This window comes from Kibdelosporangium philippinense, from assembly GCF_021390435.2.
In the GTDB taxonomy this organism is placed as follows: domain Bacteria; phylum Actinomycetota; class Actinomycetes; order Mycobacteriales; family Pseudonocardiaceae; genus Kibdelosporangium; species Kibdelosporangium philippinense.
Genome location: NZ_JAJVCN010000005.1, coordinates 211709 through 233146, shown reverse-complemented (window position 1 = coordinate 233146; position 21438 = coordinate 211709). Strand labels below are relative to the sequence as shown.

Sequence of the window (21438 nt, the reverse complement as noted above, 5' to 3'; positions counted from 1 at the left end):
TGAGTCAAAACGGCAGGCTGTCACCCAAAGGAGTGAGACCGCCCTGGTCCTGGGCGGAGTGGACCCTTGCGTTCCCGACGAGGAACCTCCGAACTCACGGGTTATCTCTTACTGGGGACCGTCTTTTGGCGACACCCTCGAAGCCTGACGGCACCGACAAGGTCAATGACGCGGTGCGGCTGGTCCGCGACGCCGAAGCTCGGCACCGCAAGAAGTTCGGACCATGGCGCGATGACCCCTGGCCGCGCGCCGAGCGAGTCGCGTTATTCCTGGACTTCGAGAACCTCGCGCTCGGCGCGACCACCAGCCTGCCCGACCACACCGAACCAATCCCCGACCGGGCGGTGACCTGGCTCTGCCGCGCCTACGGCGCCGACATCCGCATGGCGGTCGACGCCATGGAAACCCTGATCACCCACCCCGCCGTCGAGGCCTTCATCCTTGTCACCGGCGACTCCGACTTCTCACCCCTGGTCACCAAACTGCGGGAGTTCGCCGGAAGGCAGGGCGTAGGAGCCGAGGAATCTCGGCTCGACTTTTTCAGCAGGGCCTGAAAGAAGAAATCTTACCAGCAATCCACCAAGGCAAGGTGGGTGCATCTTGCCAGTCGTTCACCTTGAATACATTTCCGGAATAGTCGTAGTTCTTCTTTTCGAAGAAGCACATCGCTTTGCCGTGCACCCGGGCTTTGATCGATCCGGATTGCGATGCAAGGAAGCGCACGGTGTCCAGCGAGTGATTGTCCATGTCAGGGGTGGACAGGTGACTGTTCGTAAACCTAGCAGCATATCGGAGTGGAAGTTCATGCCCGTCCGACGCCACAGCTGTTCCGCTGTACCTGGCAGAAGCCCATATGCATACTGCGTCACCGTCGTTGGTTGGACAGTCGCCGTCGCCGAGGTCGTAGATCGCCGCCGAAGCCGTCGGTGCGAAAAGTAGCGACACGGCGAGGGCGGCAACTGACAAAGTGATGCCTGTCGCACTGCGTGAACGTAGCTTGCCCATATAGTCCCTCCTCGTAAAAACGATGCCAAGGCATGCAACCACACGCCACACGCATCGCCAAGGTACGTACGGGCAGGAGTTGACGTATTTTCGCCTCGCATCAACAAAAATGCAAGCAGGTACACCTTCGCAATTAGGGGTTGACGTGCTGAATACACCCAAAAAGTCATTAGAATGAATATCGATCAATGCGCGTTCGATCCGTCAAGCCTGGCAATTGTACGCCAGGCTTGTCAGCGGCCAGCGATCAGCAGCGACACGATCGGCGCGAACGGCAGCATCTCGGTCAGCTCCGCCTTCAACGTGGTGGCCTCCGTCGGGACATCATCGGCGGTCAGCGGCGAGATCACCAGGTCACCAGCCTCATGCCCCTCAACGATGAACATGACCTTCGACCAGCGCACCCTGAAATTTTTGATGGGCCGGCTGCTCACGGACCACCTTGTCGGAGGAGCCCGTGAACACCCGGCTGCGACAACCTAGACGCTCACGCCACACCAACCGGCCACACACCACGCAGCACCCACGAACTTCACCCATCCAGGGGTGGGGCCAAAACTCTTTGAACAACCCCAGAAACACAATCGGAACCCCCACCGAGGCGAACACTGACGGGGCCAGACCTAACCGAACTACCGGAGCCGAAAACGACCGGCAGAAACAGCCTCGGCGGGGACCAGCAACTCCGTTGGGCCGGGACGGGTCACACCGGCCTGGGCGTGCGGTCGACGAGCAGGTGGGTCAGCCGCAGGGCCTCCTCCACGCCCTGCTGGAACTCGTCCAGCCGCTGGAGGGTTTCCCGCAGCCCCCGGTCCCAGACCTCCTCCAACCCCCGGAACGCGGCGGCCATGTCGGCGAACGCCGCTCGTGTCTGGTCCACCGCCGTGGTGAACTCCTCCAGTTCACGGTCGTGTTCACTGGCCGGCGGCTCCATGCCGGCGAGCATAGGCGACACGAGGGAAACGAGGACGCGAGCCTTCCGAGGGCGACGATTCACCCGGCGGGGTGGATCTTGTCGGTGAACGCATGGTCATCACCGCCCTCCCCGCACCGGAAGGTTCCACTGTTTCGGGCGCGGCGACGGTGGTGACGCCCACGCCTTCACCATCAAGGTCCAACGCAGCGAGTGAATGCCTGCCCGTGACGGCTTGCGCGTCCGCGTTCCGAACCCGCTCTATCCTCGCCGGCATGGACCCGTCGGATTGTGTCGGCGATCTCGGCCGGGGTGCCGCGGCGGCGATGGTCAGATGGTCGGCTTGTCCTAGGCCACCTTCGCCAGCAGCTGGCCACACCTGTGTGCGATCACCTGAAGTGGCCCCGGTTGGGCCGGTTGTCTCCTGGTGGGGCGGGCTGCGGAGAAGGAGGGTGGCGTCATGGGCGCCAGGGCCGACGCCGCGGCGTCGGTTCAGGGAGTGGGTCGCCGACCAGCGGAACCTGTGCGATGGCCGCGGGATCGCCGCGCCAGTGTTCGCATAGCTCTAGGTATGCAGCGCGCAGGTCGGCCGGACGCCAGGACAGTCCGTCGGGTGGGCTCGGTGTGGTGACAACCCGATCAACCCAGCCTTTCGAGGTTTCGCACCGGTCGGGCTCCACCGTCCACAGCCGCCGCCCGGTCGAGGCGAGGAGCTCAGCGAGCGTGCCGGTACCGGTGGTCTGCTGCGCGGCCAGGACAACGCGTGCGACCGCCTCTGCGTCTTCCACCGGGTCATGCCCGACCGTTGCCGGCCGGTAGCCGGTGAACAGCCCGGCCTCGGGGAACAGGTGCGCGGCAAGGTCCGGCAGTTGATGGCTGCGTAGCGGACCAGCGGGCCACACTGCGCGCGCCAGCTGGAGCGAGCAGGCGAAGGTCAGGCGCGGCCACGGCAGGCCGAGGTCGTCGAAGGCCAGCCGCAGCGCCGCCACGTCGCCGCTGGCCTGGTGCGCCACCACAGGCCGACCGTCGGTGAACGCGGCAATCTCCGGCCAGGCGTCCGGCAAGAATGGTGCCGTCTCGTATGCCTCGCGGGTCAACTGCTCGCCACGCTTGAGCATCCCGCGTGATGTCGTGGTGACGCAGTCCCACGGGTGGCCTGGGGTGCGCACCCAGCGCATCAGCGAGCGCGTGACGTGCCCGTCGACCACTTCGACCAAGCCCAACTGAAGCGGGCGCCGACTGCGACCGCCTACCCGCTCGACGTCGAGCGCGACATAGCCATTCGCAGCGCCCACGTTCCTCCACCTCCCGCACGGTCAGCCTACTGACCACGGGTTCTAGGCCGAACGAACCCTGGCCGCCCACGGCATGCCGGTCGACGCCGGCAACAGTCGAGGCGCCAGACCGCGCGGCGCATACGCTGGCTGGACCTCGGCCCCGGCACCTTCTGACCAGCAGATCTCGGCTGGCACCTGCGGTTCAAGCGGCGCGGCACCGGTGATTTGTCCGGCTCTACACTGCCGGTCTCATGGAAGTCGCCGCATCCGATGCTATTCCGCGTAGTCGTCCGCGGTTGATCGTGCTGCGCGGGAACTCGGGCGCTGGGAAGAGCACAGTGGCACGCGAGCTGCGTGCCGAGCTTGGCCGCGGTGTCGCCATCGTCGACCAAGACACGATTCGCCGGAAGTTGTTGCGGGAACACGACGTCGAGTGCGGCGTCAACATCGGGCTGATCGAGCAGATCGTGCACTACACGCTCGCGAACGATTACGTGGTGATCTTGGAAGGGATCCTGCACGCTGGGCGCTACGGCGAGATGCTGCGGCGGTTGCACCGCGACTTCGGCGGCGGCTGGTACTTCCTCCAGGTCACATGGGACGAGTCACTCCGCCGCCACCAGACTCGCCAGCAACGAGCGGAGTTCACACCGGAGCAGATGCGGGAGTTCCCGCGCGCGGGCCTGCTTGAAGGGGTTGACGAACGGATCGTGCCCGAGCACTCCGCCGCAGCGGACACTGTGCGCCGAATCCTCACCGAGAACTTTCCTCACCACAGCCCGGCGTCCTCGACGCGCAGCCGGGTTAACTTGTCCTGACTGGTCAGCAGTGGCGTCCCCGCGGCGAGCACGAACAGTTCGGCCCTTCCCGGCCACCGCAGCGTGAACGTCCAAGCTGGACGATCACCTATGGTGCAGGCGTGATCCCTGACCTTCTCAAGGGCATTCGTGGACACGACTACACAGCAGTGCGCAACCTTCTTGGCCAGGTCGGGTATCAGGTGCGCGCGCACCTTTGGCCAGTCCGGCCATGACATCACCCTTGCCTTGATCGACCCGCGCGCCAAGGCGACCCGCGACCGGGAATAGGAGAGGTGATTGCGCCGCAACCGATCCGGCATTCGCCGGTGTCTCACATCCCAGAACCCCGCCGGACGATGGACCCGTACCGTGCCGCTGCCACCGGACCCCAAGCCATCCGTGCGTGCCTGACGCAACTCGTAGCCGCCAAGTTCGACCGCGAGTGGGAGCATCGTGCTGGAGGAAGCAAAACAGTCCAAGGAGCTCACAGGAGAAACACGCGCTGCTGGTGAAGTGGCGGCACTCCGCCTTCATGGAGATACAGGATCCCGGTAGCAACGTTAGCCTCGTAGGCCCAGGTGACGCGCATTCTGTCGATCGATGAGAATCCCGACGCCGTGCCGATCGATGATGCCAAGGCTGTGATCAAAGATCGGCTCGGGGACCAGACGCATCGGGATGACACCTGATTGCATACCCGCCCGGTCCCTCGTGGGCCGGGTTTCTTACTTTGCGGCAGTGGAATCGTCCCTCACGTGACGGTCGAAATTTCCTGTCGTGGGCTGGCCACCGACTGGTGCGGATACCGCAAGCCGTAGACCGGTCTGCGGCCTCATACTGGCGGAATGGCGAGAACCGTCACAAAGGTTCCGATCACGAGGAACGGGCCGAGTGGCACGTCGCGACGACCGGTTCCGGTGCGTCGAACAGCCCGGAGCGCGATCACTGCGATGGCCGCTGCGAGCCAACCGAGCAGCGTTCCCGTCAGCACGGCGATCCAGCCGATCCAACCGAGGGCGAGGCCAAGGAGGCCACCAAGTCGAAGGTCCCCGCCGCCCAGTTCGCCTGGCCGAAGGAAGTAGATCGCGCCGTAGAACGCGAGCAGCGCGAGCATGCCGGCGAAGGAGCGGATGAGCGGGTACGTGTCGCGGTTGACCGCGGCGGCCATGCCAAAGATCGCGATCAGGACGAGGCCGCCAGGCCAGATCAGCCTGGTAGGGAGTTGGCGGGTGCGCCAGTCGATGGCGGCCAGGGGCACGCTGATCGCCGCGAGCCAGGAGTAGGCGAAGAGTTCTGCCTTGGCCCCGCTGCGCCAGGCTAGGGCTGCGAACAGGAGAGCCGTCACCACTTCCAGGACGGCGGGTGGAGCGACACGCTTCGTCAACGCCGGAAGGGCGACGACCCGCTCGACGAACATCCGTAGGCCACCCCCGATGAGCAGCCCGACGAGTCCCCAACCTGCGATGCTCGCCGCGTTCATGATCAGGAGGGCGCCGGTCCCGGACGGTTCGCGAGCGTAATCAAGTCGCGCATCGCGCACCCCCTGTAGCCGACTAACTACGTCTGTCCGGGTTATCGACGCTACTACGCACTGCGGTTTGGACAGGATGTCATTAGCCCATTTGGGTGAACTTTGGGCGATTTTCGCTGTTGAGACACCTGTGTCCCTCCGCAGGGACGTTGCGGTCCCCTGGGGGGCGGCAGGTAGACGTGAGGTGTACCACAGTAGATCGAAAGGACTACTTCACCGGATCCGAGGGGGTGCATGTGGTCGGAGGCAATGTACACGGCCGTGGCGGGCTGCGTGTAGCGCGACTGGTTCTGGTCGGACTCGCGACGGCGACCGTGGTGGCCTGCAGTTCGAACTCCACTTCGACTCCTGGGGGCACGACTGGGGTTCCTGGTTCCTCGTCGCCGACGAGCGCGCCACCCTCGCCGGTCTCTCCGGCGGACAGCGCGCGGCAACGGGCGACGGCTGCCTATGCCGGGATGTGGCAGGCGATGGTGAAGGCCGGCGAGACCTCGGATTGGCAGTCGCCCGAACTCGCGAAGTACGCGACAGGCGATGCGCTCGGGGTGATCACCCGCAGCCTCTACACGGATCACCTCAACGGTGTGGTGACCAAGGGTGCGCCGTTGATCAACCCTCAGGTGTCCAGTGTGGACCCCCAGGACAACCCAACCACGGTCATGATCTCTGACTGCGGCGACAGCACGAACTCGCTGAAGTACAAGAAGGATGGCCAGTTGCTCAATGACACACCAGGCGGAAAGCGTGCGATCACGGCGGAAGTCAAGAAGCAGCCCGACGGGTCGTGGCGAGTTACCCGCTTCGCGGTGGAGGGGCTGGGCTCATGTTGAAACGTCTAGGAATCGTTGCTGGCCTGACGACGGCCGCGTTGATTACCGCCGCGGCACCGGCACTGGCCGATGACATCTGGGGTTACACCGACTGTAGCCAGTTCCCGAACCCCGGCTGTGAACTCGGTGCGGGCAAGAGCCCCCGGCCCGGCAACGGCAATCAGGGCAACGGAAACAGCAAGCCCGGCACGCCGGGAAACCGCAACCCCGGCACCGGTCAGGCCGATGCCGGCGGCGACAAGATCATCGGTGGGAACACGAACCTGGCGCATTGCGAGTACGTCCGAAGTGACTACCAAGGGCCACCGCCCGGAGGTGTTCAGCCGGCGTCGTACACGGTTCCGCCTCGGTCCGGTGCGGTGACCGCGCAGCCCGCGGTGTACCGGCCGCAGTCGGAGCCGGCGACGGCGCGGTTCGCGGTCGCGGGCCCACGACTGGCGCAGGCGCAACCGCCGTCCGGCGCCTGGTACGTGTACAAGTGCACCGGTCCGGGCGCGGTGGACGCGCTGTATCGGCCTCCGGTCTGGATCGCCGATGGCCAGCAGCCCGGCGGGGTGCCGCTGCCGTCGCCGGCCGAGCTCGCGGCGCAGGCGAAGAACCAGTTGCGGTTGCCGGCGCCGAAGATCCAGGCGAACCCGGTCGGCGACCAGCTGGTGAATCTGCCGACCTGGTTGTGGCTGGACCGCAGTAGCTGGGGTGATGTCTCGGCGACCGCGTCCGTGCCGGGCGTGTCGGTGACCGCGGTGGCCAGGCCGACCTCGGTGACCTGGTCGATGGGTGACGGCCGTTCGGTGACGTGCACCGGCCCCGGCACCGCGTTTCCCGCCGGGGGCGACCCGAAAAGCGCCTCGCCGGACTGTGGCTACACCTACCGCACCTCGTCGGCCGGCCAACGCGCCGAAGCGTTCCCCGTGACGGCCACGGTGCATTGGACGGTGACCTGGTCGGGCGCCGGCCAAAGCGGGGTGTTCCCGAACATGACCACGACTGGCAGTGCGGCGTTCCGCGTCGCGGAGAGCCAGGGCATCGCGACCGGCTAAGCACGCCGCCGCGCCCGGTGCGGGCGGACGGCCACAACGAAACACCGTGTCAGCACAAGGCACGTCGAGAAACCCACAGATCGACGCGTCGCAATGGCGTTATGCCTGAAGGAGGTCGGTGGTGACAACTACCGCAGGTTCGGCCAGCACGGACACGACGACGAAGGACCGAACGTCGCCGAATGCGTGGGCTGGTCGTGACGGCAAGGCTCCTTCACGTCTGAGCGGCGGGGGTCGGCGGCGCAGCGTTCCCTACCTCCTGCTGGGTGTCCTGCTGGTCGTGGTGTGCGCGGCCGGTGGCGTGTTCGCCGGGATGCAGTTGGGCGACAGGCAAAGCGTGCTGGCGCTGGCTCGCCCTGTCGCGGTGGGACAAGTCCTCACCGCGCAGGACCTCAAAGAGGTCAGCATGGCGGCGGACTCCGGAATGGACGTGATGCCGGCGTCATCGGCGTCCACAGTGGTGGGACAGCCGGTCGCGTTCAGCCTGCCCGCGGGTTCGCTGGTGACGCGTTCGGTCCTCGGCGCCCCGCAGGTTCCGGTGCAGGGCAAGGCAATCGCCGCTGTCGGGTTGAAGCCAGGCCAGTTCCCGCCCGACCTGTCGCCGGGAACCACCGTCGCGGTGCTCACCACACCGGGCCAGGGCACGATGACCGGAACGTCGGCTGGGTCCGGGCAGACCTCGTCGTGGACCGCGGTGGTGACCGGCATCGCCACGCGCGAGACCGAGCAGACCACGGTGGTGTCGCTGCAGCTGTCCGAATCGGACGCTCGGGCGTTGGCTTCTGCTCCGGCGGGTCAGCTCAGCCTGGTGGCGATCGCGGGAGGTGGACGCTGATGCTCGTCGCAGTCTGTTCGCTCAAGGGTTCGCCCGGCGTCACCACGTTGGCGACTGCGCTCGGCGCTCGGTGGCCGGGGCAGGAGAACCCGATTGTGGTCGAGGCCGACCCAGCCGGCGGTGACTTGATGGCCCGCTTCCGGCTGCCGGAATCACCGGGTCTGGTCAGCCTGGCCGCCGCGGCACGGGGCCGCGGCGGCACCGACCCGACCCTGCTTGCCCAGCACACGCAGGTCCTGCCTGGTGGCTTGCGGGTGGTGCTCGGGCCGGTTGGTGCCGAGCAGGCCCGCGCCGCGTTGTCGGTGCTGGCTCCGGGCGCGTCGTCGCCGATGCGCCGGGCGGCCGACCAGCCGGGGACCACGGTCATCGTCGACTGCGGCCGGGTGGATCCCGGCTCGCCTGCGTTCCCGATCATCCGCGGCGCGGACGCGATGCTGTTGGTTGCCCGCCCGCACGACGATGAGCTCGCGCACGTCGCGCTCAAGCTGCAGGCCGCCCAGCGGTGGTCGGCGAAGCCGTGCTTCGTGCTCGTCGGCGACGGCTACCCGACCGCCGAGGTCTCTCAGGTCTTGGGGATCCCGGTGATGGGTCGGGTTCCCCGCGACGACAAGGGCGCCGCGGTGTTGTGTGGGCAGGGCAACGGTCGGCACAGCCCGTCGAAATCGGTGCTCGGGCGCGCCGCCGCCAAGATCGCGCTGAACGCCTTCGCGCACTGGCATGCCGCCAACAACGGTGCCACCCGCGCCCCGCACCTGCGGCTGGCGGTGCCCGGTGAGCCGGTCTCGGGCGCGGCCCTGCAACCGCTCGGGCCGCAAACACGAAACGGCACGACGTCATGACCCGGCCCGGACGCGGCGAGCCGCGCCTGACGACCACGTCGAATGGAGCTGGACCACAACCTGGCCCGGCGAACCTGCCCGGCCCAGCGGAGCTTCCGCATCTGCCTGCTGGGGAGACCGCAGTTGTGGATCGGCTGAGGCGGTACCTGCGGGAGCAGCTGTCCACGCAGCTGAGCCAACGCATCCGGGACGACGAAAGCAGCGGCCGTGCCCCGATGGGGACCGTGGCGCGCCGTCAGATGGCCGAGGCGATCCTGCAGGACGCCGCCGAGGCCCATGCCCAGGCCGAGATGAACCAAGCCCACGACCTGGTCAAGCCGGAGGTCGAGCAGCGGGTGATCACGGCCGTGCTCGACGAGGTCTTCGGGCTGGCCGGCCTGGAACCGCTGCTGGCCGACACCGACATCGAGAACATCAACATCAACGGCTACGACCGCGTCTTCGTGCGGTACGCCGACGGCCGCCGACGTCGGCTGCCACCGGTGGTGGCCTCGGACACCGAGCTGATCGAGCTCATCCGCGACCTGGCCACCCGGTCCGGGGTGGAGGAACGCCGTTTCGACCGCGGATCACCGATCGTCAACTTCCAATTGCCGGGCGGCGAACGGGTCTCAGCGGTCATGGCCGTGACCGCACGGCCCTGTGTCTCGATCCGGCGGCACCGCTACACCAAGGTCACCCTGGTCGAGCTGCGGGAGAACGGCACCATCGACCTGGCGCTGGAATCGTTCCTGACCGCGATGGTGCGCGCCCGGCGCAACGCCCTGATCACCGGTGGCACCGCGATCGGCAAGACCACCATGCTGCGCGGGCTGGCCTCGGCCATCCCCGCTTGGGAGCGGCTGATCACCATCGAGGACGTCTTCGAACTCGGCCTCGGCGAGGACGCCGACGCGCACCCGGACGTGATGGCGATGCAGGCCCGAGAACCCAACCTGGAAGGCGTCGGCGAGGTCTCGCTGTCGGAACTGGTGTGGCAATCCCTGCGCCAGAGCCCAGACCGGGTGATCGTCGGCGAGGTCCGCGGCCCCGAGGTCATCCCGCTGACCAACGCGATGTCCATGGGCAACGACGGCTCCATGGGCACCCTGCACTCCTCCAGCAGCCGGGGCGCATTCACCAAGCTCGCCGCCTACGCCGTGCAAGGCCCCGAACGGCTGCCGATGGAAGCGACCAACCTCCTGGTCGCCGCGGGCTTGCACTTCGTGGTGCACCTTGAAAAGCCACGCGACGATCCCAGCAGGCGGGTGGTGTCCTCCATCCGCGAAGTCGTCGGCGCCGACGACCGCCAAATCATCAGCAACGAAGTGTGGCGACCCGGCCCCGACCTGCGCGCCGTGCCGGGCGCCCCATTGCGCACCGACACCCTCGACCTGCTCATCGACGCCGGCTACGACCCCGACCTGGCCGAGCGGCGTGAAGGGTGGTGGCGGCCATGACCACCACCGCCGCCCTGTTCGGCCTGCTCGGCGCGGGCTTGGCCGTCGGTGTGCTGCTCATCGTGGCTGGGCTGCGCGGCCGGCCCGTCCGTTCGGCGGCGCCGTCGCGCCTGGGCACCTGGCTGGCCGCGCACCACGACCGTAAGCAGGTCGGCTGGCTCGTCGTGGCTGTGCTCGCCGGCCTGGCCGTCGGTGCGATCACCGGCTGGGTGGTCGGTGCCGTCCTCACCGTCGTGGCTGTGGTAAGTCTGCCGCGGATCCTCGGCTCGAACGTCGACCACAAGCGCCACCTCGAACGGATCGAGGCGATCGCCGGGTGGACGGAGATGCTGCGCGACACCCTGGTCGCCGCGGCCGGTCTGGAACAGGCCATCCTCGCCACCGCCCCGGCCTGCCCGGAAGCCATCCGGGAGGAGATCACCGAGCTGGCCATCCGGCTGGAACGCGGCGAACGCCTCGCACCCTCGCTGCGCCACCTCGCCGACCAACTGCGCGACCCGACCGCAGACCTGGTGATCTCCGCGCTCGTACTGGCCGCTGAACACCAGGCCCGCCAGTTGGCGGACCTGCTCGGCGAGCTGGCCAGCGAGGCCCGCGAGCAGGCGTCGATGCGGATGCGGGTCGAGGCCGGCCGTGCCCGCACCCGGACCAGCGTGCGGGTCATCGTGATCACCACGCTGTCCTTCGCCGCCGGGCTGGTGCTGCTCAACCGCGGCTACCTCGCCCCGTACGACACCGCGTTCGGCCAGATCATGCTCCTGCTCGTCGGAACGCTGTTCGCAGCAGCTTTTGCTTGGCTGGCAAAGATTGCGCGCCTGCGTGAACCCCAAAGGTTCCTGACCGAGCTGACCACCATCCGGCCGCACGACGCCAATGTCGATGACCTGCTCACCGGAAAGGGGGCGTCGTCATGATCAGCGCGTTGCTGTGGGGCGCCGGGCTCGGCGTCGGATTGTGGGCACTGGTGGTCTACCTGTTCCCGCCACGGCCACCGCTGCGGGCCCTGGTCGAGCGGCTGCACGCGACACCGGCACCGCCACCGATCCTCACCGCCGACTCCGACGGCTGGGCGCTGCGCGTCGGCAAGCCGTTCATCAAGCCACTGGCCGCACTCGGTCTGCCCAACCGCAAGCTCCGCAACGACCTCGCCGTCACCGGCAAGAGCATCGAACACCACCTCGCCGAAAAGGCCACCCTGGCGCTGACCGGGCTGCTGCTGCCGATCCTGATGGAGCTCCTGCTCGTAGTGGCCGATGTCAACCTGGGCTGGGAAGTCCCCGCCGTCGCCAGCCTCATCTTCGCCCTGGGCGGCTTCCTGCTCCCGGACATCAGCGTCCGGCAGGAAGCCGAACGTCGACGCTCCACCTTCCGGCACGCGCTGGCGGCCTACCTCAACCTGATCCGGGTCCTGCTGGCCGGCGGCGCCGGAGTCGACGGTGCCCTGTCCGACGCGGTCGGTATCGGCAAAGGCTGGGCCTTCCAACAGCTGCGCCGCGCGCTGCTCACGGCCAAGGTCACCCGGACTACGCCGTGGTCGACCCTGGGGCAGCTCGGCACCGAACTTGACGTGCACCAACTGTCCGAGCTGGCCGCCTCGGTCAGCCTGGCCGGCACCGAAGGCGCCCGCGTGCGCGCCAGCCTCGCCGCCAAGGCCGCCGCGCTGCGCACCCGCGAACTCACCGACGCCGAAGGCGACGCCCAAGCGGCCACCGAACGCATGAGCCTTCCCGTGGTGATGCTGTTCGGCGGGTTCCTTGTCTTCATCGGGTTTCCGGCACTCGCCCAGGTGTTGGGAGGTCTCTAGTAACTATCCATATCGGACTGTCCTAGTGGGAGAAGCTGATGTTCACCGAAGTCCAGATCCTCCTGGCCCGGTTCCGCGCCGAGTTGGAGCGGCTGCGCCGCGACGAGGGTGGCTACTCGACCGAGGCCGTGGTCGTCACCGCCCTGTTGGCGGCGCTCGCGATCGCCGTGATCGCGATCATCGTCATCAAGGTCACCCAGAAAGCCAACGGTATCAACCTGTAGACCGGTGACTGCCATGCCTCAACAGCCGCGCGAAGACGACGCCGCATCGACGGCGCGCGAGCGTCCACACAAGACGTTCGTGCGTTCTGTGGTGCGCCGGCTGCGGAACGATCAGCGTGGCGCCGGCACGGTCGAACTCGTCATCGCCACGCCCTTGTTGCTCCTGCTGATTCTGCTCATCGCCCAGTTCGCCTTGTACATGCACGCCACCCACATCGCCCAAGCCGCCGCGTCCGAAGCCCTGTCCGCAGCACGCGTCTCCGGTGGCAGCGCCACCGCAGGCAACACCGAAGGGCAGCGCATCCTCGCGCAGCTGGGAAGTGGCCCGCTGCAAGGAAGTGCGGTCAACGTCCAGCGGGGCGCTACCCGAGCGTCGGTCACGATCACGGGAACCGCGACCAGCGTGATCCCCTTCATGACGTTCACCGTCCACGCGGAAGCCGTTGGGCCCGTTGAGAAATTCACCCCGCCGACTGGCACCGGGGCTACACCATGACCGCGACATCTCCGCCTGGCAGGCTCGCCCGCTACGTGCGCGTCCGACTCAGCGTGCTGCGCCGTGACGAAGGTGGTTCCGCCGCGGCAGAGCTCACCCTGCTCACCCCGCTGCTGATCCTGCTGCTGTTGTTCGTGGTGTTGTGCGGCCGGCTGGCCGACACGAAGCTGCGGATCAACGACGTCGCGCACCAGGCCGCTCGCGCCGCCACCCTGGCCCGCACACCGTCGCAGGCCACCGCGAACGCCCAGTCCACCGCCAGCGCCGCACTGGCCTCGGCCGGGATCACCTGCCAGTCGCTCACCGTCTCCACCGACACCCAAGGGCTCAAACCCGGCTCGACGGTCACCGTCACGGTCTCGTGCAGCGTCGGCCTGGGCGACTTGACCATGCTCGGCGTCCCCGGTTCCCGCACGTTCGAATCCAGCTTCTCCTCCCCGGTTGACGTGTGGCGCGGCACCAGCTCGCTCACGCAGGCAGGAGGTGCCGGATGACGCGCACCGGACCGCCGCGACGCCAGGCGCTGCACCGGCTGCGCGAGGACCAGGACGGTCGGGTCACCGCGTTCGTCGTCATCATTGTCACCGCGATCCTGTTGTTCGCCGGCCTCGTGCTCGACGGCGGTCTCGCGCTCGCCGCCAAGGTCCGCGCCCTCGGCGAAGCCCAGGAAGCCGCTCGCGCAGGTGCCCAGGAGATCGACCTGGCCGCGTACCGCGCCGAGGGCACCCTGCGCCTGGTGCCACACCAGGCCAGCGCCGCCGCCCGCAACTATCTTGCCGCCGCGGGCCACACCGGCATCGTGTCCGTCGCCGGCAACACGGTCAACGTGACCGTCATGGTCAGCCAATCGACACAGCTGCTCGGCCTGGTTGGCATCGGCTCGATCACTGTCACCGCTACCGGCCAAGCCCAGCCGCAGCGCGGAATCTCCGGAGCGATCCCATGACAGCCGCCGCTCGAACCCGGTGCGGCGCCAACCATAAAGGAGGCCAGGATGGCCACGCCTGACGAGATCGAACGCCGCGTCGAAGAGAACGACTCCGCCCGCAGCGCGAAACGAGCCGCCGCGTCGAAGCGGGTCGGCGAACTCGCGCAACGCCGGGCCGACATCGCCGATCAACTCGCCGACATCGAGCGAGAACTCGGCGATGTCCTCGCCGAGGCCAGTGACGTGATCGGCACCGACGAACTGGCGAAGTTCACCGACGTCCCGCTGGCCGATCTCAACCAGTGGCTCAACGGCCGGAAGTCCACCCGCACCAAGCGCAAGAAGCCCACGGGTGGCGCTGCTGCCGCGAAGAGCGACACGAGCCGCGGATCACCCCCGGCGAAGACACCGACGGTGCCTGAGCCGGCCACGCCTCGATCTGATGCCGCAGACGCGCCCGCGCGTGTTCCGGCGGAAGTGACCTGACGTCAATTGGCCGTTTCGTGCCGGGCAGGCACGCATCGAGGCCATCAACCCCAGTACCGCCAACGAAGTGAGCGCGCCGTGACCGCACATTCACACCACACTCGCCGGAAGCTGACCCCCAGCACGAGCCGCCACCCCCTGTGGGCGTTGGCTAGCACGCTCCGGTTCGTCGGTCGAGTCCTGCGCGGCCTGCTCGCCGCCGTCGTCCTGCTCGCTCTCGTGGCCGGTCTGCCCTGGGCCCTGGTGCATTTCGTGGGCTGGCCGCTGCCCGACCACGTGCCGAGCTGGGACGAGATCCAGGCGACGCTGCTCAACCCGATGAGCGCGCAGTTCCTGCTCAACAGTTTGGCGGTGCTGTGCTGGATCGTCTGGTTCTTCTTCGCCATCGACGTGCTGCGCTGCACCGTCGACGCGGCGCGCGGGATTACCTGGCCGCAGGTCCGCCCACCCGGCCCGCTCCACGGGCTGGCCGCGGCGTTGATCGGCACCATCGTGCTGACCCTGCTCGGCAACCGGACCCCGTACACCGCGCCAACCCCCAGCACTGCCGCGCTGGCCAGCAATCTCGCGCCGGTCGCCGTGGTCGCGCCGCTGACGCCCGGCCCGGCCGTGCACACGGTGGCCCAGCACGCGGCCGTCACGCACCAGACCACCACAGTGGTGATCGATCGCGCAGCGCCCGCCCCCGCCGGCATGGTCCAGGTCACCGAGGAAGTCCGGCTCCCGCACGACGGGATCTACGACAGCCTGTGGCGGGTCGCCGAACGCATCTACGGCTCCGGCGGCGGCAGCCGCTGGCCCGAGCTGTACCAGCTCAACCGCGGCGTCGAGCAGCCCGACGGCCGGGCGCTGACCAACCCCAACCTGGTGCGCCCCGGCTGGAAGATCACCGCCTACATTCCCGCACCACCCGACACGCCTCCGCCCGACACACCACAGCAGCCGCCGGTCCCACCGCCTCAGCCGCCACCGACGACCACCGCGCCCACCGCGCCGCCGTCGACCCAGCCCGCACCGAACACCACACCGGCCCCGGCCGAGACCGACCAGTCCGGCAAGCAGTCCAGCGACCAGTCCGATCCAGGGTTGGATCTCCTGACTGGCGCGTTCGTGAGCCTCGGTCTGGCCGGAGCGATCACCGCGGCCATGGTGTCGGCCCGGATGTGGCGGCGCCGCCGCTACCGCATCGGCAGCGGCGACCGCGCCGACCTGCACCGCTCGATCGCCCCCGTGGTCCGTGCCCTGCGCACCGCACACGACGACCACGACGACGACCGGCGCTCTGCCGAGGACGTGGAGTTCGTCGACCTCGCGCCTGCTCCGCCACGGATCCACATCACCGCGGCCGGTGACCTCGAACCCGACGACGAACCGACGCCCGTTCCGGCGCGAGTCGGCGTGCGCGGTGGCCGCGAACTCGCGTTGAACCTCGCCAGCACCCGCGGACTCGGCCTGGCCGGTCCCGGAGCCACGCCCGCCGCCCGCGCGCTCCTGCTCCACCTGCTGGCCGAACAGCAGCCAGGCGACGGCATGTGCGTGCTCGTCCCCGCCGACGACCTGCACCTCGTCTTCGACGGCGCCGATGTCGCGAGCCTGCCTTCCACCGTCCGAGTGGTCGAAACCCTCGACGCCGCCCTCAACGAGATGGAGGCGGCGTTGCTCACCCGCACTCGCCACGCCATCGAGGAGACCGGCCCCCCGCCGACCGCCGTCTCGCTCGTGCTGCTCGGCAGCCCGGCGCCGCATGCCGAACGGCGACTGCAAGCCGTCCTCGACAACGGCTCCACCCTGGGACTGGCCGGCATCCTGCTCGGCCAGTGGCGACCCGGCGCGACCGTCCGCGTCCGCCACGACGGCACCGTCAGCGCCACCAGCCCCGGCCTCGGCGACGCGCTGGCCAGTACGCGACTGTTCACCCTGCCCGCCACCGACGCCACCGAGTTGCTCGCCGTGCTCCACGACGCCGAAGGCCCCGCCGACCTGCCGCCACTCGACCACCCGAGCACTGTCGGCGACGAGGAACCTGCGCCTTTCGTGGACCACCGCTCGGACGATCACGACGTCGTGCACCCCTCGTCCGTACCCGAGCAGCCCACGGTCGAGGAGATGACGCGACTCGAAACAACCCGACCGCCCGAACCGGAGGACAGCCAGCAAGCCCCGAGCCTGCAACTGCTCGACGTCCACCCCGCAACGGTCGACACCCCGCCTGCGACCGGGACACCGATCACGGCGGCCGACGTAGCCGAGGACGACAGGTCACCTACGGATGTGGCCGCGAACCCGGACGCTGTCGAGCCGGTCGACGACCCGTCACCGCATTCCCCGGAGCCACCGGATCGCGACGAAGCCGCCAAGGCCATGCCTCAGCGATCATTGGTCCTGCGGGTGCTGGGGCGTGTCGAACTGGTACTGCACCACGACGGCGATGCGCGGGAACTCGGTGGCGCACTGACACCGAAGCACCGCGAGATGCTCGCCTACCTCGCGCTGCATCCCCAGGGCGTGCGCCGCGAGGCCCTCAACGACGCCATCTGGCCCGACAGCCGGCCCCCGCGCCCGTTCAACAGCCTGCACAACGCGCTCTCGCTGCTGCGCCGCGCCCTGGACAACGCCACCGACGGCGCGATCAGCGACCTGATCCTCAACGACGACGGCCGCTACCACCTCGACACCGACCTGGTCACCACGGACTACCAGAGGCTCCAACACGCCCTGCAGACCCCACGATCAGCCGGTGGCGGCGATGCCCTGGCTTCGCTGCGCGAGGCCGTCGAGCTCTACCAGAGCGACCTCGCCGAGGACCTCACCGCGCCGTGGGTCGAACCCTTCCGCGAGTCCATCCGCCGCGACGTCCTCGACGCCATCGGCGTGCTGATCCGCGCCCACGGCGAGACCGACCCAGAAACCATGCTCGTGCTGCTGGAACGTACCCGGAAGCTCGACCGGTACAACGAAGGCGTCTACCGCGACATCATCCGCACCCAGGCCCGCCTGGGCCAGTACGACGCCATCCCACGGACCCTCGCGGTGCTCGCCACCGCCCTGGATGACATCGGTCAGGAACCCAGCGGCGAGACCCGCAATCTCGGCGAGTTCCTCCAACGGCGCGGCAGCACGCGGCGGCCCGCATCGCCGGACAACGCCGCGGCCAGCTAACCGAGCCTGTGGCGACTAGTCGACGAGCTCGTCATCTGGAGACTCGCGATCTGAAGACTCGCGCTTGCCGTCTAGTTGGCGTCGGCGGCGCTTCTTCGCGGCTTGCGCCTTCTGCAAGCGCTCGATCAGGTCGAGGTGTTCTTCCGCCCAGTCGATGAGCGGGCGTGCCCTGCTCAGCAAGTCCTCGGCCGCGGGCGTGAGCGAGTACACCACCGATCGAGGGAACACCGTCTCCACATGCTTCAGGACCAGCCCCGCCGTCTCCAGACGCCGCAGCGTCCGCCCCAAGGTCCTGCCCTGAATGGGGTGGTTCGAGCCCGTCCACGGATCAAACGTACTTGCCGCCTGGATGGCGGCGTGCAGATCCTTGTAATGCAACGGCCCTGCGCTCAACACCACCAAAATATGTGAAATCCAATCCCCGTCCAGCAGGTGTCGGAGATCCCTCGCCCGCTCCAGGTACCTAACGTCCCCCGTTACCATTGATACACTCCATGCTCAATTGGTGAGGGCTCGCCTACACCCCACCCCCGCGGCGTAGACAAGCCTTGACATTCAAAAATGCGAATCGCCTCCTTTCTGGCCAGAGTGCGCATACAATTCGGTCGTCCCCGGTGGTCGCTGCTGATCACCGGGGAGGATCATCAACGTTACGCCGAACGGGGTAGGCGACGCAGCGTATTTCTACTCAGGACGAGCGAGTACAACCACATTGGGTGACACCGTAGTAGATCAACATCACTCACAGTGATCATCTCGTAGTGTCCAGGTGACTTACTCGACGACGGTCCCGTCCAGTTACCTGTTAGAGCGGTAGCCCCCGGAGCCCCCGTAACGCCTGGTCAACCCGCCCGTAAGCCCTACCAATGCTGCGCCCGACTCGGCAGCCGGCAGGCACATGAACAGTCGATCTGAGTGGGGGTCACCTGCCGTTCCTCATGACTCCGTGGTCACCTTGACTACAACGGTCACCACCCCTGGTTCCCCCACTTCCCCGCCGGTGAACCTGACACTCGCCCCCACCTGCTCACTTCCACTGGCCGCGCCCACCCTTGCCCCCCTGTCGTCTCGTCATGATCGACTTTGCTCGAATTCGATGGTTTGTCTCAATTTGAACTCGATCGCCACAAATGCTTGACAAGTGCAATCTTACACACCTCGCAAGACGTCTCATTCCATAAAATATGTCAGATGAATTGCATTCGCCGGAATTAGGTTAGCGAACGATTTGCAATTCTCCAATCTTGGCATTTCGCCGTTCAAACCTTAGAAAACGCAACATACGAGCTGTCCGCTCCGCTGGGCGTCGCCGTGCCGGCCGCTGTCCGCTCCGCTGGGCGTCGCCGTGCCGGCCGCTGTCCGCTCCGCTGGGCGTCGCCGTGCCGGCCGCTGTCCGCTCCGCTGGGCGTCGCCGTGCCGGCCGCTGTGGCTCTTCTATGCCCTCGTTTCGACAGTCCGTGTCGACTCTCCGGCCGATGCCGGCAGCTCTGACCAGCGGATTCATGCCACAAGGTCACGGAACGGTAACGACAGGCCCTCCCGTCTTGAAAAGTGTTGACCTAGGGTGTGTACTTCTACATGTCGACTCCACACCAGGAAGTCAACACATCGAACCGAGAGGGTAAGGACCGGGGCACGGCGTCCCTGCGAGCTCTCCGATTCGGTCAGTACCTCCTTCCGGGTGCACAGAAGACGGTAGTCCCGTAAAGCGCGGGCAGCGGCTTGGGCCGTGCGGACAGCAGCGAAACCGTGCAGAGCAGCGTGAAGAACGACGCGTAGCCAAACGCGCATTTCTAGTCTGGAATGCGTAGTAACTGCGCTTGCAGCTTCGCGACGTAAAGCTCTTGCTATAAAGCGGAGAAGCGCGCATAAATGGCATGCCTGCCACAGGTGTGTCCCCAAGATAAGTCAAATGGTGGTCTAGCACCGAAAAACGTCGCAATGCGTGGGCGTTCGGGGTTGTCTTAGGCGGTTGCCGACATTGGGTTTCTCTGGCTTGAGAGCGTCGCTCTCGCCTGCCCATAGCACGCTAAACCCTCACGGGCATGGTTCCCTGCATTGCGCACTAGACATAACGGCTTATCCCAACAGTGATTAGAGATTCAGGGAATGTGCTATCGAAACGCGCAACCCTCACCACGTGAGTAGTGCCGTATTGCCCGGATACAGGGTGTGTCCCCTTTGCGGAGATCTCACAACGGTGAGGGTTGCGTGTTTCGATACCAGCTCACAACTGGCCTGAATCGCTATCCAGTCAACCACTTTCGCACATGAAACGGAGTACCGCCATGACTATGACTCTGATCGATTGGTCCGCTCGGATTAGCGCTATGGCGGACGCTCTGTCCGTTCCGGACGGCGGTTTTTCTGTCGACCCTAGCGATGGTTCGGACGTCCGTACCGGCTACGCGGTAGCCGTTCATCCGGAACACGAACGCGTTTTCGATGGTCGCGTGACCAGCAACGATCTTCACGAATACATCGCGCAAGCAAAAGACGCTCTGTCGCTGCCTGGTCGCGTTCTCGGCGGCTGGCGCGACCCTGCGACCGGTCGCGTCTACCTGGACGTTTCCGTCGTGACTGCCGACCTGCACGAAGCAATGACCCTCGCGCGGGAAACCGCCCAGCTCGCCATTTTCGACTTTTCCGTCATGGAATCCGTTCCGGTGGCTGTTGCCGCGTGAATCAAGGGGAGTGGAAACCATGAGCGCAGTCATCGTCATGATCAGCGATGGACAAGCTCGGCGTATCGCGTCCGAATGGCACGGCGGTATGTCGTCCGCGCTGTATTCCCTCGCATCATCGGGCGCGATTGATCTTGACCGTGTGCGGGACGAAATCTCGCGCGAACTGTGGCAATTGGACGTCGGAGAAGTGCGGCGCGAATTGCTCGCCCTGGACAAATACGTACGAACGGCCGGCGAACGTTCCACGCAAACGGGATGGTCCCGCTTGTGGGACGACTCGCCCGTGAGCGTGGATCACACCTAAAGGACTGATAGAAAATGCCTGCTCCCAGCGATCACCCATGGTTCCGGGCTCACCCTGTGAGCCACGAAAACATCGTGTGGCACTGGGAACAGGCCACATCCGATGAAATCGCGCAAGGAATGCGCTGGTATGCCGACGCGCATCACGTGGCAACCGTCATCGCCAACGGTGACGCACATCTCGGCGCCGGAATGCTCGCGATTTACTCACCACAACAGGGATGGATCGGCAACGTCCTTAATGCCGCTCGCGTGCTCCGTGAACGCAAAGGAATCGGCGGCCCCGGTTCCGGGATGTTCGCCACGACTGGCCAGAAAAACGCTGCTGACCGGTTGCTCTCCGGTGAACGGTATGAGGACATCCTCAACGGTCCGAAAATCCGCGACTTTGCCCACCTGATCGAATTCGGCGGAGACCAAGATCCGAACGACCCGCGCGTGGTGATCGACCGGCACGCGCTGTCTGTGGCACACGGTCGCGCGCTCACCTCCGACGAATACGACGCGGCGCCGGTCGACGGCTTCCGGCGCAAGGACGGCTCTGTCAGCCGCCGGCACTACGACCACGTGGTGAGCCTGTACCGCCGAGCTGCGGAGCTGATCTCCGATCGCGTGGGTAAGCGGGTTTCGGCGCACCAGGCGCAGGCAGTGACGTGGTTGGTACGGCAACGGCTCAACCAGCAAGCCGAGCAACAGCGCGGCCCTACCCGACTGGACAGGGGACGCAACCGGGCCCGTGCGAATTCTGAGCGCGCGTGGAACGACTTCCGAACCAACCATCTACCCGATCTTGCCAATTGCCCTGGCACAGGTTACCAGTCAGCCGCATAAGCACACGGAAC

General features: G+C 66.9%; 25 protein-coding genes. 18 read left to right on the top strand and 7 right to left on the bottom strand.

What is annotated here, in order from left to right:
• Positions 1–125: 125 nt before the first annotated feature.
• Positions 126–554, top strand: a complete 429-nt coding sequence (locus tag LWC34_RS54320) for an NYN domain-containing protein (RefSeq protein ID WP_233734505.1) — start codon at positions 126–128, stop codon at positions 552–554.
• On the opposite strand, the gene LWC34_RS54315 is transcribed toward LWC34_RS54320, so the two are convergent.
• The 4 genes from LWC34_RS54315 to LWC34_RS54300 form a co-directional block, all read right to left on the bottom strand.
• Positions 541–1005: a hypothetical protein gene (locus LWC34_RS54315; protein ID WP_233734504.1), complete on the bottom strand. Its 465-nt coding sequence runs from the start codon at positions 1003–1005 to the stop codon at positions 541–543. The two genes, LWC34_RS54320 and LWC34_RS54315, sit on opposite strands and share 14 nt — an antisense overlap.
• Before the next feature lie 233 nt (positions 1006–1238).
• Positions 1239–1439 (bottom strand): hypothetical protein, encoded by a 201-nt coding sequence (locus tag LWC34_RS54310; protein WP_233734503.1) that lies wholly within the window; start codon positions 1437–1439, stop codon positions 1239–1241.
• 269 nt (positions 1440–1708) lie between these two features.
• Complete coding sequence (locus tag LWC34_RS54305; protein ID WP_233734501.1) at positions 1709–1939, bottom strand: hypothetical protein; 231 nt, start codon at positions 1937–1939, stop codon at positions 1709–1711.
• Positions 1940–2376: 437 nt separating this feature from the next.
• Positions 2377–3213, bottom strand: coding sequence for a 3'-5' exonuclease family protein (locus tag LWC34_RS54300; protein WP_233734500.1), 837 nt, complete (start codon positions 3211–3213; stop codon positions 2377–2379).
• A gap of 233 nt (positions 3214–3446) precedes the next feature.
• Between LWC34_RS54300 and LWC34_RS54295 the strand changes: the two genes are divergently transcribed.
• Positions 3447–4013 (top strand): zeta toxin family protein, encoded by a 567-nt coding sequence (locus tag LWC34_RS54295; RefSeq protein WP_233734499.1) that lies wholly within the window; start codon positions 3447–3449, stop codon positions 4011–4013.
• Here LWC34_RS54295 and LWC34_RS54290 read toward each other — a convergent pair.
• Together LWC34_RS54290 and LWC34_RS54285 are read right to left on the bottom strand one after the other, a co-directional pair.
• Complete coding sequence (locus LWC34_RS54290) at positions 3965–4447, bottom strand: hypothetical protein (protein WP_233734498.1); 483 nt, start codon at positions 4445–4447, stop codon at positions 3965–3967. The two genes, LWC34_RS54295 and LWC34_RS54290, sit on opposite strands and share 49 nt — an antisense overlap.
• A gap of 380 nt (positions 4448–4827) precedes the next feature.
• Entirely contained in the window at positions 4828–5475 is a 648-nt protein-coding gene (locus LWC34_RS54285) for a prepilin peptidase (protein WP_233734497.1), read from the bottom strand.
• Positions 5476–5762: 287 nt separating this feature from the next.
• Between LWC34_RS54285 and LWC34_RS54280 the strand changes: the two genes are divergently transcribed.
• The 13 genes from LWC34_RS54280 to LWC34_RS54220 all read left to right on the top strand — a co-directional run bounded on the left by LWC34_RS54280 (position 5763) and on the right by LWC34_RS54220 (position 17606).
• Complete coding sequence (locus tag LWC34_RS54280) at positions 5763–6356, top strand: hypothetical protein (protein ID WP_233734496.1); 594 nt, start codon at positions 5763–5765, stop codon at positions 6354–6356.
• Positions 6350–7396: a hypothetical protein gene (locus LWC34_RS54275; protein WP_233734495.1), complete on the top strand. Its 1047-nt coding sequence runs from the start codon at positions 6350–6352 to the stop codon at positions 7394–7396. Before LWC34_RS54280 ends, LWC34_RS54275 begins: the two co-directional genes overlap by 7 nt.
• Positions 7397–7517: 121 nt before the next feature.
• A complete protein-coding gene (locus tag LWC34_RS54270; RefSeq protein WP_233734494.1) occupies positions 7518–8231 on the top strand; it encodes an SAF domain-containing protein in 714 nt (237 codons plus the stop codon).
• On the top strand, positions 8231–9070 hold the full coding sequence (locus LWC34_RS54265) for a CpaE/TadZ family protein (protein WP_233734493.1): 840 nt from the start codon (positions 8231–8233) through the stop codon (positions 9068–9070). The genes LWC34_RS54270 and LWC34_RS54265 overlap by 1 nt, the downstream gene beginning before the upstream one ends.
• Complete coding sequence (locus tag LWC34_RS54260; RefSeq protein WP_233734492.1) at positions 9067–10509, top strand: TadA family conjugal transfer-associated ATPase; 1443 nt, start codon at positions 9067–9069, stop codon at positions 10507–10509. Before LWC34_RS54265 ends, LWC34_RS54260 begins: the two co-directional genes overlap by 4 nt.
• The gene (locus tag LWC34_RS54255; RefSeq protein ID WP_233734490.1) at positions 10506–11423 is read left to right on the top strand and encodes a type II secretion system F family protein; all 918 of its coding nucleotides are present in this window, start codon (positions 10506–10508) and stop codon (positions 11421–11423) included. The genes LWC34_RS54260 and LWC34_RS54255 overlap by 4 nt, the downstream gene beginning before the upstream one ends.
• The gene (locus LWC34_RS54250) at positions 11420–12313 is read left to right on the top strand and encodes a type II secretion system F family protein (RefSeq protein ID WP_233734488.1); all 894 of its coding nucleotides are present in this window, start codon (positions 11420–11422) and stop codon (positions 12311–12313) included. Before LWC34_RS54255 ends, LWC34_RS54250 begins: the two co-directional genes overlap by 4 nt.
• A gap of 38 nt (positions 12314–12351) precedes the next feature.
• Complete coding sequence (locus tag LWC34_RS54245; RefSeq protein ID WP_233734486.1) at positions 12352–12537, top strand: hypothetical protein; 186 nt, start codon at positions 12352–12354, stop codon at positions 12535–12537.
• 13 nt (positions 12538–12550) lie between these two features.
• Entirely contained in the window at positions 12551–13033 is a 483-nt protein-coding gene (locus LWC34_RS54240; protein ID WP_233735016.1) for a TadE/TadG family type IV pilus assembly protein, read from the top strand.
• Positions 13030–13527 (top strand): TadE/TadG family type IV pilus assembly protein, encoded by a 498-nt coding sequence (locus LWC34_RS54235; protein WP_233734484.1) that lies wholly within the window; start codon positions 13030–13032, stop codon positions 13525–13527. The genes LWC34_RS54240 and LWC34_RS54235 overlap by 4 nt, the downstream gene beginning before the upstream one ends.
• Positions 13524–13979 (top strand): TadE/TadG family type IV pilus assembly protein, encoded by a 456-nt coding sequence (locus LWC34_RS54230; protein WP_233734482.1) that lies wholly within the window; start codon positions 13524–13526, stop codon positions 13977–13979. The genes LWC34_RS54235 and LWC34_RS54230 overlap by 4 nt, the downstream gene beginning before the upstream one ends.
• Before the next feature lie 48 nt (positions 13980–14027).
• On the top strand, positions 14028–14447 hold the full coding sequence (locus tag LWC34_RS54225; protein WP_233734480.1) for a hypothetical protein: 420 nt from the start codon (positions 14028–14030) through the stop codon (positions 14445–14447).
• Positions 14448–14594: 147 nt separating this feature from the next.
• Positions 14595–17606, top strand: coding sequence for an AfsR/SARP family transcriptional regulator (locus tag LWC34_RS54220; RefSeq protein WP_233734478.1), 3012 nt, complete (start codon positions 14595–14597; stop codon positions 17604–17606).
• Between the two features lie 15 nt (positions 17607–17621).
• On the opposite strand, the gene LWC34_RS54215 is transcribed toward LWC34_RS54220, so the two are convergent.
• The gene (locus LWC34_RS54215) at positions 17622–18002 is read right to left on the bottom strand and encodes a winged helix-turn-helix transcriptional regulator (protein WP_233734477.1); all 381 of its coding nucleotides are present in this window, start codon (positions 18000–18002) and stop codon (positions 17622–17624) included.
• Positions 18003–19936: 1934 nt separating this feature from the next.
• Between LWC34_RS54215 and LWC34_RS54210 the strand changes: the two genes are divergently transcribed.
• Genes LWC34_RS54210 through LWC34_RS54200 form a run of 3 tightly spaced genes read left to right on the top strand, consistent with a single transcriptional unit; the run spans position 19937 to position 21427 of the window.
• Positions 19937–20290 (top strand): hypothetical protein, encoded by a 354-nt coding sequence (locus tag LWC34_RS54210; protein ID WP_233734475.1) that lies wholly within the window; start codon positions 19937–19939, stop codon positions 20288–20290.
• A gap of 19 nt (positions 20291–20309) precedes the next feature.
• A complete protein-coding gene (locus tag LWC34_RS54205; protein WP_233734473.1) occupies positions 20310–20597 on the top strand; it encodes a hypothetical protein in 288 nt (95 codons plus the stop codon).
• Between the two features lie 56 nt (positions 20598–20653).
• Positions 20654–21427 (top strand): DUF7178 family protein, encoded by a 774-nt coding sequence (locus tag LWC34_RS54200; protein ID WP_233734471.1) that lies wholly within the window; start codon positions 20654–20656, stop codon positions 21425–21427.
• Positions 21428–21438: the final 11 nt, after the last annotated feature.